Annotated in this window: 15 protein-coding genes; 9 read left to right on the top strand and 6 right to left on the bottom strand. The window is 47.2% G+C overall.

Going from position 1 to position 15,075, the window contains the following annotated elements; genetic code table 11:
* Positions 1–31: 31 nt before the first annotated feature.
* Both HGH91_RS04530 and HGH91_RS04525 read right to left on the bottom strand, forming a co-directional pair.
* Positions 32–595 carry an RNA polymerase sigma factor gene (locus HGH91_RS04530; RefSeq protein WP_168737238.1) on the bottom strand — a complete coding sequence of 188 codons (564 nt, stop codon included), beginning with the start codon at positions 593–595 and terminating at the stop codon, positions 32–34.
* A 163-nt stretch (positions 596–758) separates the two neighbouring features.
* Positions 759–1,571 (bottom strand): helix-turn-helix domain-containing protein, encoded by an 813-nt coding sequence (locus tag HGH91_RS04525; protein WP_168737237.1) that lies wholly within the window; start codon positions 1,569–1,571, stop codon positions 759–761.
* A 102-nt stretch (positions 1,572–1,673) separates the two neighbouring features.
* Here HGH91_RS04525 and HGH91_RS04520 point away from each other — a divergent pair, with 102 nt between their 5' ends.
* From HGH91_RS04520 to HGH91_RS04510, 3 genes are all read left to right on the top strand, one after another.
* Positions 1,674–2,570: a sugar phosphate isomerase/epimerase family protein gene (locus HGH91_RS04520; protein ID WP_168737236.1), complete on the top strand. Its 897-nt coding sequence runs from the start codon at positions 1,674–1,676 to the stop codon at positions 2,568–2,570.
* A gap of 98 nt (positions 2,571–2,668) precedes the next feature.
* Positions 2,669–3,262 carry a Crp/Fnr family transcriptional regulator gene (locus HGH91_RS04515; RefSeq protein WP_168737235.1) on the top strand — a complete coding sequence of 198 codons (594 nt, stop codon included), beginning with the start codon at positions 2,669–2,671 and terminating at the stop codon, positions 3,260–3,262.
* Between the two features lie 91 nt (positions 3,263–3,353).
* Positions 3,354–4,136: a sterol desaturase family protein gene (locus HGH91_RS04510; RefSeq protein WP_168737234.1), complete on the top strand. Its 783-nt coding sequence runs from the start codon at positions 3,354–3,356 to the stop codon at positions 4,134–4,136.
* 57 nt (positions 4,137–4,193) lie between these two features.
* Here HGH91_RS04510 and HGH91_RS04505 read toward each other — a convergent pair whose 3' ends face one another.
* A complete protein-coding gene (locus tag HGH91_RS04505; RefSeq protein WP_168737233.1) occupies positions 4,194–5,525 on the bottom strand; it encodes a DEAD/DEAH box helicase in 1,332 nt (443 codons plus the stop codon).
* A gap of 104 nt (positions 5,526–5,629) precedes the next feature.
* Here HGH91_RS04505 and HGH91_RS04500 point away from each other — a divergent pair, with 104 nt between their 5' ends.
* The gene (locus tag HGH91_RS04500; protein ID WP_168737232.1) at positions 5,630–6,556 is read left to right on the top strand and encodes an NADP-dependent oxidoreductase; all 927 of its coding nucleotides are present in this window, start codon (positions 5,630–5,632) and stop codon (positions 6,554–6,556) included.
* A gap of 28 nt (positions 6,557–6,584) precedes the next feature.
* Here HGH91_RS04500 and HGH91_RS04495 read toward each other — a convergent pair whose 3' ends face one another.
* Positions 6,585–6,968: a winged helix-turn-helix transcriptional regulator gene (locus tag HGH91_RS04495; RefSeq protein WP_168737231.1), complete on the bottom strand. Its 384-nt coding sequence runs from the start codon at positions 6,966–6,968 to the stop codon at positions 6,585–6,587.
* Positions 6,969–7,075: 107 nt separating this feature from the next.
* Here HGH91_RS04495 and HGH91_RS04490 point away from each other — a divergent pair, with 107 nt between their 5' ends.
* Positions 7,076–7,783 carry a DsbA family oxidoreductase gene (locus HGH91_RS04490; RefSeq protein WP_168737230.1) on the top strand — a complete coding sequence of 236 codons (708 nt, stop codon included), beginning with the start codon at positions 7,076–7,078 and terminating at the stop codon, positions 7,781–7,783.
* Between the two features lie 283 nt (positions 7,784–8,066).
* Positions 8,067–9,020 (top strand): ion channel, encoded by a 954-nt coding sequence (locus HGH91_RS04485; RefSeq protein WP_168737229.1) that lies wholly within the window; start codon positions 8,067–8,069, stop codon positions 9,018–9,020.
* 109 nt (positions 9,021–9,129) lie between these two features.
* Here the strand turns inward: HGH91_RS04485 and HGH91_RS04480 are convergent, their stop codons facing one another.
* Positions 9,130–10,578 carry a sodium:solute symporter gene (locus HGH91_RS04480; protein ID WP_168737228.1) on the bottom strand — a complete coding sequence of 483 codons (1,449 nt, stop codon included), beginning with the start codon at positions 10,576–10,578 and terminating at the stop codon, positions 9,130–9,132.
* Between the two features lie 208 nt (positions 10,579–10,786).
* On the opposite strand from HGH91_RS04480, the gene HGH91_RS04475 reads away from it, so the two are divergent.
* On the top strand, positions 10,787–11,719 hold the full coding sequence (locus HGH91_RS04475) for a bifunctional helix-turn-helix transcriptional regulator/GNAT family N-acetyltransferase (protein WP_168737227.1): 933 nt from the start codon (positions 10,787–10,789) through the stop codon (positions 11,717–11,719).
* Here the strand turns inward: HGH91_RS04475 and HGH91_RS04470 are convergent.
* Complete coding sequence (locus HGH91_RS04470; RefSeq protein ID WP_168737226.1) at positions 11,716–12,174, bottom strand: DinB family protein; 459 nt, start codon at positions 12,172–12,174, stop codon at positions 11,716–11,718. The two genes, HGH91_RS04475 and HGH91_RS04470, sit on opposite strands and share 4 nt — an antisense overlap.
* A gap of 210 nt (positions 12,175–12,384) precedes the next feature.
* On the opposite strand from HGH91_RS04470, the gene HGH91_RS04465 reads away from it, so the two are divergent.
* Entirely contained in the window at positions 12,385–14,022 is a 1,638-nt protein-coding gene (locus HGH91_RS04465) for an acyl-CoA carboxylase subunit beta (RefSeq protein WP_168737225.1), read from the top strand.
* Positions 14,023–14,184: 162 nt separating this feature from the next.
* Complete coding sequence (gene rnhA, locus HGH91_RS04460; RefSeq protein WP_211092196.1) at positions 14,185–14,646, top strand: ribonuclease HI; 462 nt, start codon at positions 14,185–14,187, stop codon at positions 14,644–14,646.
* Positions 14,647–15,075: the final 429 nt, after the last annotated feature.

Genomic DNA, 15,075 nt, shown 5'->3' with positions numbered 1-15,075 from the left:
CTATTAACCGATTTTTAAATGGCACGGGGTATTAAAAAAAGAGGATTTTTTTTAAAGAAGCCCGTAACGTTTTCAGCGCATTGGCGACTTGTTTTTTCACTGTTTCTTCACTGGTGGCCATCTCCGCGGCTATTTCCTTGCGGGTTTTATGCTCCTGGTAGGCGAGCCGGAACGCCATGGACTGGCGTTCCGGCAGGCGACTGATGGCTGATTCCAGCTGCTCCCGCAATTCATTGTTCTCCAAACCGTTGGACGGAAGTGTGTAAGTATCTGAAAGAAAAATGTCTTTTAATCTCCTTTTCCTGGTAGCATCTTTGGCAATCTTATTCAGGCAGCGGTTCCGGATGCTGACAAATAAAAAATTCCTCAATGAGCTGGTGGTATTCAGGTCAATCCGCATCCCCAGCCCTTTCTGCCAGAAGTCGACAAACAGGTCCTGTACCAGTTCCTGTGCTTCTGCCTCATTTTTTATGATAGAGTAGGCCGCTACGTACAGCCAATGCCGGTAGGTAGTATAAAAGTGCTGAAAAGCTTCAAGACTGCCCGTCTTCAGTTGTGCAAGCAATTCATCATTATCGTTGATAGATGCACTCATGATGGGATTTAGTTGATAATGGTAACAACGGTGGTAGGTTCCCCAGAAGACAACTGCTTTGGTAACAATGCATTAACATGCCTAATGGTATATTCGGTTCAATCAATGACACGGATTTCTATTTTTGCCCCTGATTTGTTAATGATTTGTTATTCAGGTGAATCTAATACCCCTCTCCAGCATTTTGCAACAGGAAATCGTTCAATTGGAATTTGCCAGGTGCCATTTGTACAATAGTACCAAATGTTTTGATAAAATGTGCCTGGTCATAAAAACCATACTCCAGCGCCAATTGCGTCATACGGGCGGGATCGGGCAAATGCGACAACGCATCCACCAGGCTGCGCACGCGGATAATGCCGGCATAATCCTTTGGGGTAATCCCCAGGCTGCGTCTGAACTGCTTTTCCAGGTAACGGGTAGAACATCCCAGTTGCACCCCTAAAGCATGTATCCCCAGGTTTCCGCGATACGCGCGTATCAGCCGGCAGGCAGGTTGTAATATATCTTTCCGGCCTGCATTCCCCAGGATCCGGAGCAACGCCCCTTCGAAAAAAGCCACGATTTGTGCTTCATCATCCAGTGGCATTTGCTGTAGCTGCCGGTACAACAGCGCGTCGATATCTCCCAGGGGAATAAAATTACCGGCAGTATCCTCCAGGGAAGTGGCCAGCAGCTGCCCGGCTGTCCATGGATATAGCTGCACCAGGGTAATCTTCGTATAAGGCCGGATACTGACCTGTATACTGGAACGCAATTGTCCCACCAGGTAAATACCGGCTGACAGGTATATTTCTTCTTGTTTTGTTTTTATCGAGATACCTTCCCCCGAAATAAAGGCCAGGTTGGCGCAGCCATTGGGAAGAATACTTTTATTGCTCATAGCGGTCGTCTGCTGGGAGTTATCAAGTACCCAGAATTTTTTTATATAAACAGACAACGCAGCATCGGCTGGGTATTCCCTGTAATGAAACATAACGTGGAGCTTTCGGCTTGTAAGATAAATCATGTTCGCATTTTTACAAGGATGCGGCGTCAACGTCTTTTATTTTTATCCCCTGATTTAAAATTCCTTCGTATGAGTAACAGACGACATTTCCTCAAGCAGGCAGGTATTATCACTACCGCAGCCTGGCTTAGCCCCGCATGGGCCGCTGCAGCCCCGTTCAACTACAAACTGGGATTACAGCTATATTCCCTTAACAACGAAATGAAGAAAGATCCCAAAGGTACCCTGCAGCAGGTGGCTTCCTTTGGCTACCGGGAAGTGGAAACTTACGGTTTTAATCACGGCAACAACCAGTTCTACTGGGGAATGGCGCCGAAAGATTTCAAGCAGCTATTGGATGATCACCAGCTCACCTCTTCCAGCGGGCATTACGACATTGATAAATTCCTGATCAACGGCGTCGGGAAAGAGGAACGTACCAGGTATGTAGACGACTGTATCAAAGGGGCGCATATCCTGCAACAGGACTATATCGTATGGCCCTGGCTGGATCCGCAGCTTCGCAATCCAGAAAAGTTCAGGTTGCTGGCAGCTACGCTCAATGAAATAGGGGAGCAGGTGAAAAAAGCTAACCTGCAGCTGTTGTATCATAACCACAATTTCGAATTTGTAAACATGAATGGCGAAATGGGCTACGATATCATCCTGCGGGAAACAGATCCTTCGCTGGTAAAACTGGAACTGGATCTATATTGGTCCATACGTTCGGGACAAAAACCTCATCAGCTCTTTGCCAGTCAGCCCGGACGCTTTGCCGTCTGGCATATCAAAGACATGGATAAAAAGGACCCGGACCTGCATACGGTAGTAGGTGATGGCAGCATCGACTTTAAAGAGATTTTGCCGGATGCGAAGTTATCAGGACTGAAACGCATTTTCGTGGAACAGGGCAATAACTATGTACCGGATGCATTGAGCTGCGTGGCGAAGAGCGCCCGGTATATGAAAAAGGAGATATTACGGTGAGTAAAACAGGGGTTACCCTGTTTTACTCCGTGCCTGGGGCGCTTTAGAATGAATAATAAAACTTACATTAGCGGCTTGCCTTACAGGTATGGAACAACATGAGTGTATCGATCAGTAGTTTACAGCAATTACTATTTGAGCTGTCGGGGGTATTGCCGGCAGATTCCTCTCCTTTATTTGCCGTTACCCGGCAGGTAAAGCTGCATGCGAATGAAACGTATATCCGGGAGGGAGATAAGGACCGGCGGCTGGCCTATATTGAAAAGGGGATTATGCGCGCCTATACGCTGAAGCAAAATGGCGATGAGGCCACGTTGTTTTTGCGTTGGGAAAAGCAGTTCATCGCTTCCCATGATACGATCATACACCGGAAGCCGTCACGCTTTGTATACCGGGCCCTGGAAGACGTAACACTGCTGGAAATTGACTACGACATACTGGAAGAGGTCATGAAAGTACATCCCCGGTTCGAACCGCTGCGCAATTTCTTCCTGCTGCGCATGCTGTCTGAATCCCTGGCTATAATGGAGGCGTTTGTAACCCTCTCCCCGGAAGAACGCTACCGCAACCTGCTGGCCGAACGCTTCGATGTGGTGAACAGGGTACCCGACAAGTATATCGCCTCTATGCTGGGCATTACGCCGGTTTCGTTGAGCCGTATCCGTAAGCGTATGCTGGAGAAGGGAAAATAGGAAATTAACTTTTGTTATCGCCGGAAATTAACTTTTGTAAACCACTGCTGCCACTGCCTTGCGTTATTTTTGGAGATAAATACACAAGGCGATGAAATCAATTATTGAAGCAGGCATTAAGGTTTTCAGCATGTCGGCCCTTCGGTACTTTTTACTGGCGGGCATTCCTTTTACGCTATTTTATTTGTTGATGCCCGCGAGGTTCAACCGGTTTAAGATCCAGTTGAAGCAGGCCACCAAAAAGGATTTCCTGCGTGAAATCTGGTATTCCATGCAAAGTACCCTGGTATTCACTATCATCACCGTGATATTACTCTTTACACCAGTGAGGAAATTTACGCTCGTTTACGATCACCTCAATGATTTCCCGCTATGGTATATAGGCGTGAGCCTGGTAGCCAGTCTCATTTTACATGATACCTATTTTTATTGGATGCACCGGTTGTTGCACCACAGGCAATTGTTTAAACGCACACACCTGGTGCACCATGAAAGTACCAACCCCTCTCCATGGACGTCCTATAGTTTTCATGTGCTGGAAGCGGTGGCAGAAGGAGGGATATTAGTGTTAATCGTCAGTGTTATGCCCATGCATCCCTTGACCGTACTACTGTTTACCATTTCCGGTTTTATCATCAATGTATATGGTCACCTCGGATATGAGCTAATGCCGGAAAACTTCCGCTACACCTGGTGGTTTGAGGTACTGAATACCTCTGTGCATCACAACCTGCATCACAAAAAATTCAAGGGTAATTACGGGTTATATTTCCGGGTATGGGACCGGATTATGGGCACGGAGCATCCGGACTATGTGAAAGAATACGACCTGGTGCAGGCCCGGCGTTTTGGCCCCCAAACAATAAAAGCTTAGCATAAAAAAATCCACCGCCAGCTGCGGTGGATTTTTTTATGCTAAGCTCGTACTATTTTATTTCTTCTTCGGTGTCCGCTTCTTCGGCTTACCGTATTTCAGCATCATCTTATCTTTATGTGATACTTTCTTGTTGGTCTTCATATTTTTTGCCAGCTTCTGGTGGAAGGCAGGTCCCACGTCTTCCCGTTTGGGTGCTTTCACCAGCGTATTACGCATGAACACCTTCGGTTTTTCATCTTCCGTTAATATATCTGAAATAGTAAGATCGGCTGGTAACGCCTGTTCCGGGACGGCGTAGTTCATCAGGCTTTCTATGCGTTCGAGGTTTTCCCTTTCTGCATCTTTGGTAAGCAGGATGGCAATCCCTTTTTTGTCTGCTCTACCGGTTCTGCCTATACGATGAATATAGTTTTCCGGTACTTCCGGCGTATCGAAGTTGATTACATGCGTTACTTCGGCAATATCCAATCCACGGGCTACGATATCGGTAGCAATGAGGAAGCGGGTTTCGCCCGACTGGAACTTACGCACCGTATTAAAACGATGGTTCTGTTCTTTATTGGAGTGAATGATACCCACCTTGTCGGGGAATTCTTTGATCAATTGTTCGTACAGGTCATCCGCCAGCTGTTTCGTTCCCACGAAGATGAGGGTTTTGGTCATGCTGGTATCATCGGTGATCAACAGTTCCAGCAGGTTTACCTTGGTATAAAAGTTAGGAACTTTATATACGATCTGGTCGATGTTTTCCAGGGGAGTGCCGGTAGGAGCCGCTTCTATTCTAACAGGATCATTGAAGTGTGTGTTAATCATTTTCTCCACGTCTTCCGTAATTGTGGCGGAAAACATCAGGTTCTGTCTTTTTGGTGGCAGCAGGTCCATAATATTGGTTAGCTGTGTACGGAAGCCCAGGTTCAGCATTTCATCTACCTCGTCGATGATCAGGCGTTTGATGGATTTAACTTTAAGAGCGCCGCTGAGAATGATATCGTATAGGCGTCCGGGTGTGGCCACCAGGATATCCAGTTTATCTTTTACGGCTTCCATCTGTGGGTTCATGTTCACGCCGCCATATACGCCCAGCACCGATACACTCATGTAGGGAGTTAATCTCCTTACCGATTCTACCACCTGCTGTACCAGCTCACGGGTAGGCACCATGATCAGCACAGTGGGGTGCTTTTCTTTTGAAAACTTGAACATCCGGAGCGTGGGCAGCAGGTAAGCAAAAGTTTTACCGGTACCTGTTTGTGCAATGCCGCATACATCCTTACCGGACATGATCACGGAAAATGCGCGTTGTTGTATAGTAGTAGGCTTGCTTAGGCCCAGTTCATCCAATGCGTTTAATAAGGGGGTGTTAAGATTTAAATCACCAAAAGTCATGATACAGCTATAATTATGAACGGCAAAGGTAAGTTTTTTCAATTTTATGACCGGTGGTTTCCACTTTGGGCAGGCTGCAAGGTGTATCTTAGCAAAAAAAAGCTATGAAGAACCTCCACATACCCGCTATCCGCGTACACACCTATGGAGGGCCGGAACAGTTGCTGCTGGAGGAAATCCCGGTGCCGCTTCCCGCCAAAGATGAGGTGTTGATAAAAGTGGTCGTCAGCGGGGTGAATCCTATCGACTGGAAAGTAAGAGAAGGCTTTATGCAGCATCCGCTGCCCTATATCCCGGGTGTAGAAGGGGCCGGCGTTGTTACTGCTGTGGGAGAAGGCGTATACGGCCTGAAAACAGGCGATGAGGTGTATGGATCCATAGATGGCTCCTATACGACCTATGCCTCCGTGTCTACTGAGGTATTGTTCCGTAAGCCACCTGCGGTTTCTTTCGAGGAAGCTGCTACCATGGCCGGCGCGAGAACCGCCTGGGGCGCCTTGTTCGACGTAGGGCGACTGGCCAAGGGCCAGCGTATCCTGGTACATGGCGGGGCTGGCGGCGTAGGCCATTTTGCCGTACAACTAGCCTATAATGCCGGGGCATATGTGCTGGCTACGGCCAGCGAGGCTAATCTCGACTTTGTGGCCACGCTGGGCGCCAATGAGGTGATCGATTACAAAGCTGCGCCTTTTGAAACGCAGATGGACCCGGTAGATATTGTGTTGGATACCGTGGGTGGCGATGTGACCGCACGGTCTATGAAAGTGCTGAAACCCGGCGGGTTGCTAATCAGCATCGTCAACATGCCCGATCCGGCCATGGCGGAAGCTGCCGGCGTAAGAGCCATATGGGGAGGCACTAAAACCCTGGCCGCTATGAAAGCAGTACATGAGCTGTTGGATAAGGGCCTGATAAAACCTTATGTACGCCGGGTATTTCATTCCCTGTCTGAGGCTGCTGCCGCCCAGGAATACAGTAAAAATGGAGGAAGTGGGAGAGGGAAAATTGTATTGAAAATAGGAGAGATATAATCCAAAGCGGCGCCACCAGGCGCCGAGGTTATTTTCCCAGTATCTTCTTCCGGTGCTGCAATCCCCACTGCTGCAGCGCTACAATCACGCTTTCCAGGGTGGCGGCGTAGGGGGTGAGGGTATATTCTACCTGCACCGGCTGCGTATTATATACCGTCCGCCGGATAAGCTTATGCGTTTCCAGGTCTTTCAACTCCTTGGAAAGCACCTTCGAGGTAATTTTAGGGATGCTGCGCTCAATGTCCCGGAAACGGTTATGCCCCCGGGAAACGGCAATGATAATGGGCAGCTTCCATTTTCCACTGATCACGTCCAACGCATCTCTTACGGGCATGATCACCTTATGACAATCGGTATGGCTGTCGCCCGTTGGCGGGGCGCCACAATCCACCAGCAATCCTGTACTCTTCATCTATATCGGTTTGGTTTCCCCCGGTAAAGCACTTACCTTTTGGAAACTGGTTACTTTTTGATAGCAAATGTATTTAACTTTGCGGAGCAAACACTAAAAAAATAAAAATGAAAGTAGAAATATGGTCCGACATCATGTGTCCGTTTTGCTATATCGGCAAAAGGAAATTTGAAGCGGCATTGGAACAGTTTCCCGGTAAAGACAAGGTCACAGTGGAGTGGAAGAGCTTCCAGCTGAACCCCGACCTCAAATCCCAGCCAGGCAAAGATATATATGAATACCTGGCAGAAATAAAAGGACAGTCCCGCGAATGGTCGGTGGCCATTCATGAGCAAATGACGGGCACTGCCCGGGAAGTAGGGCTCACCTATAACTTCGACAAAGCCGTGGTAGCCAATTCTTTTGATGCGCATCGCCTCATCCAGCTGGCCAAAAAGCACGGAAAAGGGGATGCGGCAGAAGAACGCCTGTTTTATGCCTACTTCACAGAAGGAAAAGACATGAGTAATCATGATACCCTGCTGGAAATAGGCACCGACATCGGTCTCGATAAAGCCGAAGTAGCAGCAGCGCTGGCATCCGGCGAGTTTGCCTCAGCAGTGAATCATGATGTAAATGAAGCGCAGCAACTGGGCATCCGCGGAGTACCCTTCTTTGTATTGGACCGTAAATACGCGGTATCCGGCGCACAGCCGGTAGATGCTTTTACACAGGCACTGGGACAGGCTTTTGATGAATGGAAGAAAACACAACCGGTAATAGAGCTGGAAACCTTGTCAGGACAGGTGTGTACGCCGGATGGAGAGTGTAAATAAGTTGTTTTTGGTATAGTAGGGTTGGTTACGGTGTAACCAACCCTTTTTTATGGTACATCGTTAGAGCGATTTCAGGATGGTCATAAAAACATGTGCCTGTTCCTTGGTTTTAATGACTTGTGCCAGGGAGTTTATACCACCTGATTTTCATGAGGGTGATGTCCTCATTTACCTGGGATTTTAAAATCAATGTAAAAATGCTGAAAGGTCATCTCCCGTTGGGAAGATGACCTTTCTTATAGAACAATATTCTTCTTAGCTTTATATCACAATTATTGATCTTATGGCGCTTCTGAAAAGAATTAACCCTTTTTTAAGACAAAACAACGACACCGGCTTTGGCGTGAATGCCAACGGTTACGGTGGCCGCTTTATTAACCGTGATGGGAGCTTCAACATACGCCGGGAAGGCCGGTCGTTTATGCACCGTTTCAATATTTACCATGCGCTGCTGAATGTCCCTGCCTGGAAGTTTGCAGTCGTGATCCTGTTATTTTATTTTTCCATCAACCTGTTATATTCCGGTATTTACTGGTGGATTGGTTACGACGATTTCCAGGGAATCATCGGGAAAACGCCGTGGCAACGTTTTAAGGAAATTTATTTCTTCAGTACCGAAACCTTCACGACGGTAGGATATGGGCGGGTAAACCCGGTGGGTGACGGAGCTAATACGGTGGCAGCTATTGAAGCTATGACAGGCTTCCTGTCCTTTGCGGTGGCTACGGGTCTTATCTATGGCCGGTTTTCGAAACCCCGGGCACACCTGCTGTTTAGCGACAATGCAGTAATTGCCCCTTTCCAGGATAAAACCGCCCTTATGTTCCGCTTCGCTTCCTACAAGGAAAATCATACGCTTACTAATGTAGAAGTGCTGGTTACCCTGGGCTTGCAGGTGCAGGAAAATGGAAATGCGGTGTATAAATTTTATACGCTACCCCTGGAACGGCGACATATAGAAACCTTGTCTATGAACTGGACAGTAGTGCATCCTATTGATGAAGACAGTCCCCTGCAGGGATTTACGTCACATGACCTGGAAACAGCCGATGTGGAAGTATATGTAACCGTAAGGGGCTTCAACGATGTATATGCCAATACCGTTATACAGCGTACATCTTACACTTATGATGAAATTGTATACAACCGGAAATTTGTACCGATGTACCGGGAAAGTGATAATGGAAAAACAACGGTGCTGGAGTTGCACCATCTGAATAAAACCGTGGAAGTTTAAAAAAGCGGAAAGCTGAAAGCTGAAAGCAAAAAGCTATTGTGGAGATTGATTAAAGCGAATTTAAACAATCGCTAAATTCTTTTCCACAATAGCTTTTTGCTTTCAGCTTTTAGCTTTCTGCTTTACGTGATATCAGCAACAAGCCCATAAACGTAAAGAAACCATTTATAATCAATAGTTCCAGCCCTATCTGGAAATGTCCGAACAATACGGACTGGTAAATATCTACTACTAAGCACAGCAGAGGTGCTGCCACGCATACCAGGGGTACGAGGGCGTCATTTACTTGACGTTTCGACAGGATACCAAAGGCAAATAATCCCAGTAATGGTCCATAAGTATAAGTAGCCACTTTCAGGATCACGCCAATCATACTCTGGTTATTCACCCACTCAAATACCATCACGAACAATAAGAAAATGAACGCCATCAGGAGGTGTATACGCTGCCGCACTTTCTTCTTCATTTCTTCCGGCCAGTCGCTTCTCCGCTGCATGTCCAGTATATCGATGCAGAGGGAAGAGGTGAGCGCTGTCATAGCGCCATCGGCGCTGGGAAACAGTGCAGATATCAGGGCAATAATAAAGATCACGGAAATCACCGGCGGCATATGATGCAAGGCCAGTTCGGGGAATAGCTTATCGCCCGTAGCAGTTACCTGCTGCTGGGCGCCATACAGGTGAAGCAGGCCGCCCAGGAAGAGAAACAGGCCGATCACGATCACCATGATAAAGGCCAGTGATACCATGTTTTTCTTGGAATCCTTTAATGTTTTTACAGAGATATTTTTTTGCATCATCTCCTGGTCAAGCCCGGTCATCGTAATGGTGATGAAGGCGCCCGCCAGTATCTGTTTTATAAAAAATAACTTGCTATCGGGATCCGTATTGAAAATGGTGGTCAACCCCCGTTCATGCATGGCACTTAGGCTCTGCCCCAGGCTGAGATCCATGGTGTGCAGGATAAAGCCTACACAAATGACCAGACCTGCCAGCATACAGGTGGTTTGCAGGGTGTCCGTGTAAACGATGGTTTTTACCCCTCCTTCATACGTATACAGGAGGATCATGATCAGGATGACCAGGGTGGTGACCCAGAAAGGCACTCCGAAGCTGGAAAGAATGGCATCCTGGAGGATGCGTACTACCAGGTATAACCTTGCGGTAGCGCCCAGGGTGCGGGACAGGATAAAAAAGGAGGCGCCGGTTTTATAGGACCTGGTACCGAACCGGGTATCCAGGTAATTATAAATAGAGGTGAGCTGCAAGCGGTAATACAAGGGAATCAATACGTAGGCGATGGTGACATAGCCAATAAAGTACCCAAGGGTAATCTGCATATAGGAAAAAGCGTCTTTCCCTACAGCGCCAGGTACGCTTACAAAGGTAACCCCGCTTAAAGAGGTGCCAATCATACCAAAGGCCACCAGCATCCAGTTACTGTTACGGTTGCCGATAAAGAAAGAGTCATTGTTCGAATTACGGCCTGTATACCATGCCACGATCAGCAGGATGACAAAGTAAGCAATGACAAAAGAAAATAATAAACCCGGAGACATAAATCTGATTTGGTGATAAGGGCCTTTTGCTGCTGAACAGCAAAGGGAAGGTAGCAAATATAATATTTGCTGGAAATTTATCTTCATAGGTAGCAGAAAACCGGTAAATGGTTGCTTAAAACCGTCCAAAATAAATAGTTGACATAGGCAAGTAAATTATTTGCCTATGTCAACTATTTGTGTATTTTTGTTTGAAAAACAGCCTCCTATGTCCAGCAATTCCCAGGTAGTAAGTGATGTACGCAGTTTTAACCGGTTTTATACCGGCATGATCGGGTTATTAAATCAGCATATCCTGGATAGCCAGTTGTCGCTATCGGAAGTGAGGGTATTATATGAAATCGGGCAGCTGGGAAAATGTACGGCGGGGCAGCTCACCGGTATTTTGGGAATAGATGGGGGCTACCTCAGCCGCATGTTGAAGCGCTTTGAAAAGAATGGCTGGCTGTTAAGGCAACAATCTACCGCCGACGGACGTACGTTTTTTTTACAGCTGAGTGCAGCTGGGAAAAAACTGATGGCTCAGCTGGAGGACAAATCGACCCGGGAGATTCATCAACTTACCGATCCCCTGTCTGAAAAGGAGCAGCAACAGATCACCGGCGCCATGAAAACCATCCGGCAGGTGTTGTCGAACGATAAAAGCGGGGAAAATTCAGATATCCATATCCGTTATAACCTGCTCCCCGGTGATGTGGGATACCTGATTTACCTGCACGGACATTTATATGCCCGGGAATGTGGGTACAACCTGGAATTTGAAAGTTATGTCTGTAAAACGTTCTATGAGTTCCTGCCCACCTATAACCCGGCGAAAGACCGTATGTTTATCGCTACGGCCAATAACCAGATGGTAGGTGCCGTGGCTATACTGGGATCTTCCCGGCACCTGGCGCAGCTGCGCTGGTTCCTGATCCATCCCGACTACCGGGGCAAAGGACTGGGAAAGCGTTTGCTACAGGAAGCCCTCGATTTTTGCCGGGAAAAAGATTACCAGAAGGTATACCTGATGACAACCAGCATGCAGGAAGCCGCGATTAGCCTGTATAAGAAGGCCGGCTTCCGCAAAACAGGAGAAAAGCACCTGCAGCTGTGGGGACAGCAACTATATGAACAACGTTATGATATGGACCTGTTTTAGGCGTATTTATGTAGCAACACAATTTGACCGAGGTGATAGGCATCGTGTTCGGCCAGTCCCTGTAAATAGTAGATGACAGCATGTTCGGTGCCGGGAATGGTATCAAACAGGAATTTCTCAGGGAAGTTCCGGATAGCCATGGTGATCATATCAAAAGAATGTCCCAGCCGGTGAATGGCCGCCTGCCAGTTTTCCTCCCCATGATTTTCAGGCATATAAAAATCAGGCAGATCTCCGTCCTGCTCGGGGGCCTCATTATGCATATGCCGTTGCACCCGTTGATGCCAGAAGATAAGGTGATTCACCAGCTCCCAGGTATTGTTGGAGCCGCCGATACGTTGCACAGCCTGGGCTGCATTTATGCGCGACAAATGCTCCTGGAAAGTGACATCTATCCAGGGATCGCCGTTGTATAGTTTTTCCAGTGATGAGGCTAAGTGTTCCGTTAACGACATACAAAAGAATTTTATTTTTTAAAAGATATCTGTATCTCTTTTAAATGCTATACATATAACTGGCATACAGCTATATAAATGAGAAACAGAATCGCGGTAATCATAATATTCATCAAAATACCAACGAAGTCCGGCAGGAGACGGGCAGCTCCCTCTTCGTAATTTACTGAATTCTTTCCCTTATTTTTAAAGAATATAAAACCCATCGTTATGGATCAGCAGCAACTGGAAACCAATAAAAATGAAGATGCCATGCGAATGGCGATCAGTACTATGAAACAACGCCTGGGAGTGATTGAACAAGGCGGAGGAAAAAAAAGCCTGGAAAAGGTGCGGCAACGTGGTAAGCTCACTGCGCGCGAACGTATCGACTACCTGGTCGACAAAGACACCACTTTTATGGAAATAGGCGCCTTTGCCGCCTATGATATGTACGATGAATATGGAGGTTGCCCCGCCGCCGGTACCGTTGGGGGGATCGGGTATGTAAGCGGGCGGCAATGTATGATCGTAGCGAACGACATGACGGTAAAGGCGGGCGCCTGGTTTCCGATGACCGGTAAAAAGAACCTGCGTTTACAGGAGATAGCAATGGAGAACCATCTCCCGGTCATTTACCTGGTAGACAGCGCCGGCGTATTCCTGCCCATGCAGGATGAAATTTTTCCTGATAAAGAACACTTCGGCCGCATCTTCCGTAACAATGCCCGGATGAGCGCCATGGGCATTACCCAGATTGCAGCCGTAATGGGTAGCTGCGTGGCAGGAGGCGCCTATCTGCCCATTATGAGCGACGAAGTGCTGATGGTAGAAGGCAATGGCTCCATCTTCCTGGCTGGTCCTTACCTGGTGAAAGCCGCTATAGGAGAAGAGGTAGATGCTGAAACGCTGGGCGGCGCCGTTACCCATACTGAAATTTCCGGTATCGCAGACTATAAATTCAAATCAGATGAAGAGTGCCTGGACCAGGTGAAACGAATCGTCAGCAAAATAGGCCAGCCCGCCCAGGCCGGATTTGATCGTATCGCAGCAGTGGAGCCGGCTAAGCCAACTGCCGAACTAGATAGCGTGTTGCCAGCCGATAGTACCCGTCCCTATGATATGCTGGAAGTAATAGAACGCCTGGTAGATGATTCTGCATTTGACCAGTATAAACAGGATTATGGTAAAAGCATTTTGTGTGGATACGCCCGCATCGATGGATGGGCAGTGGGTATTGTGGCCAATCAACGTAAGATTGTGAAAAGCCGTAAAGGCGAAATGCAGATGGGAGGCGTTATTTACAACGACAGCGCTGATAAGGCCGCCCGCTTCATTATGAACTGTAACCAAAAGAAAATCCCCCTGGTATTCCTGCAGGATGTTACCGGGTTTATGGTAGGCAGCAGAAGTGAACATGCAGGCATCATTAAAGATGGCGCTAAACTGGTAAATGCGGTAGCCAATTCGGTGGTCCCTAAAATTACGATCATCATTGGCAACTCCTATGGAGCAGGCAACTACGCGATGTGCGGAAAGGCTTATGATCCCCGTTTTATCTATGCATGGCCATCTGCCAAGATTGCAGTGATGGGAGGGGAGCAGGCGGCGAAGACATTATTACAGATACAGGTAGCTTCCCTGAAAGCCAAAGGCGAAGTGATTACCCCTGAAGAAGAAGCACGGCTGCTCAAGGAAATCACCGATAAATATACCGCACAAACAACCCCTTACTATGCAGCCGCCAGGTTATGGGTAGATGAAATCATCGACCCGGCCGATACGCGTATACGTATAGCAGAAGGTATTAAAGCCGCCAACAACGCGCCTGTGGAACATGCCTTTAACGTGGGCGTATTCCAGGTGTAGTAAGCTTAAAGCAGAAAGCGGAAAGCAAAAAGCTATTGTCGCGAATGATCAATCCGGATAGTTATCCGATATAATGACTCGCGACAATAGCTTTTTGCTTTCCGCTTTCTGCTTTCTGCTTTTGCGCATTTATCCTACCTTAGCACTTCTTTAAAAATAAATATGGCTGAACTGGTAGTATATACGGATGGGGCATCCCGTGGTAACCCTGGCCCGGGCGGATATGGAGTGGTATTGATATGGGGTAGTCTGCGCAAGGAGTTGTCACAAGGGTACCGCAAAACCACCAACAACAGGATGGAGCTACTGGCTGTAATTGTAGCGCTGGAAGCCCTCAAGAAGGAGGGATTGACAGTCACTGTTTTTACCGATAGCAAGTATGTAGTAGATAGTATAGAGAAAGGGTGGCTATGGGGTTGGGTAAAAACAAACTTTAAAGAGAAGAAAAATAAAGACCTGTGGCTTCGTTTCATTCCACTCTATAAAAAACATCGCGTCAAAATGCAGTGGGTAAAGGGACATGCCAGTAACCCATTCAATAACCGCTGCGATGAATTGGCTACAGCTGCGGCCGACAGCGGTCATTGGCTGGTAGACGAAGAATTTGAACGCGCAGGCGGTTAGATAAACCCCACGATGTTACTCCAACATTGACGATTAAAAAAAACAGCCCTTCTGCATTTTGATAACAGGGAATTTCCGTTCATCACATTTTTATCAGCGCAATACCGCGTCAAACCTGTAAAACGAATATTTGAAAAAGTTTATCCATTTTTTTAACAAATGTTTTGTTTTTCTTTATGAAAGCACCTAGCTTTGCGACCCATTAGTCTATAGAAATTATAGGGTAATAAAAGATAGAATTTAAATGATTGCTTATGCGGAAAACAACCCAACCATTTTTAGTCAATGACTATTGTTGTTGCCATTAATTAACCAATAAACTGAAAATACCAACTGTCCATGCAAACCGCTGTGGCGGCGAGTTACAACAATCTATAACCGTACCTGGTCACACCAGCCGTTACGGCTATTAACAACAATGAAATGCCA

Origin of the sequence: Chitinophaga eiseniae, assembly GCF_012641265.1 — a bacterium.
GTDB classification, from domain to species: Bacteria; Bacteroidota; Bacteroidia; order Chitinophagales; family Chitinophagaceae; genus Chitinophaga; species Chitinophaga eiseniae_A.
The sequence above is the reverse complement of the archived record's forward strand: the minus strand, read 5'-3'. Positions and strand labels throughout refer to the sequence as shown.

Excerpts from the sequence above, each read along its gene's own strand:
- HGH91_RS04520 (WP_168737236.1), top strand. The coding sequence starts at position 1,674 with ATGAGTAACAGACGACATTTCCTCAAGCAGGCAGGTATTATCACTACC.
- rnhA (WP_211092196.1), top strand. The coding sequence starts at position 14,185 with ATGGCTGAACTGGTAGTATATACGGATGGGGCATCCCGTGGTAACCCT.
- HGH91_RS04480 (WP_168737228.1), bottom strand. The coding sequence starts at position 10,578 with ATGTCTCCGGGTTTATTATTTTCTTTTGTCATTGCTTACTTTGTCATC.
- HGH91_RS04465 (WP_168737225.1), top strand. The coding sequence starts at position 12,385 with ATGGATCAGCAGCAACTGGAAACCAATAAAAATGAAGATGCCATGCGA.
- HGH91_RS04470 (WP_168737226.1), bottom strand. The coding sequence starts at position 12,174 with ATGTCGTTAACGGAACACTTAGCCTCATCACTGGAAAAACTATACAAC.
- HGH91_RS04490 (WP_168737230.1), top strand. The coding sequence starts at position 7,076 with ATGAAAGTAGAAATATGGTCCGACATCATGTGTCCGTTTTGCTATATC.
- HGH91_RS04485 (WP_168737229.1), top strand. The coding sequence starts at position 8,067 with ATGGCGCTTCTGAAAAGAATTAACCCTTTTTTAAGACAAAACAACGAC.
- HGH91_RS04525 (WP_168737237.1), bottom strand. The coding sequence starts at position 1,571 with ATGTTTCATTACAGGGAATACCCAGCCGATGCTGCGTTGTCTGTTTAT.
- HGH91_RS04510 (WP_168737234.1), top strand. The coding sequence starts at position 3,354 with ATGAAATCAATTATTGAAGCAGGCATTAAGGTTTTCAGCATGTCGGCC.
- HGH91_RS04495 (WP_168737231.1), bottom strand. The coding sequence starts at position 6,968 with ATGAAGAGTACAGGATTGCTGGTGGATTGTGGCGCCCCGCCAACGGGC.
- HGH91_RS04505 (WP_168737233.1), bottom strand. The coding sequence starts at position 5,525 with ATGACTTTTGGTGATTTAAATCTTAACACCCCCTTATTAAACGCATTG.
- HGH91_RS04530 (WP_168737238.1), bottom strand. The coding sequence starts at position 595 with ATGAGTGCATCTATCAACGATAATGATGAATTGCTTGCACAACTGAAG.
- HGH91_RS04515 (WP_168737235.1), top strand. The coding sequence starts at position 2,669 with ATGAGTGTATCGATCAGTAGTTTACAGCAATTACTATTTGAGCTGTCG.
- HGH91_RS04500 (WP_168737232.1), top strand. The coding sequence starts at position 5,630 with ATGAAGAACCTCCACATACCCGCTATCCGCGTACACACCTATGGAGGG.
- HGH91_RS04475 (WP_168737227.1), top strand. The coding sequence starts at position 10,787 with ATGTCCAGCAATTCCCAGGTAGTAAGTGATGTACGCAGTTTTAACCGG.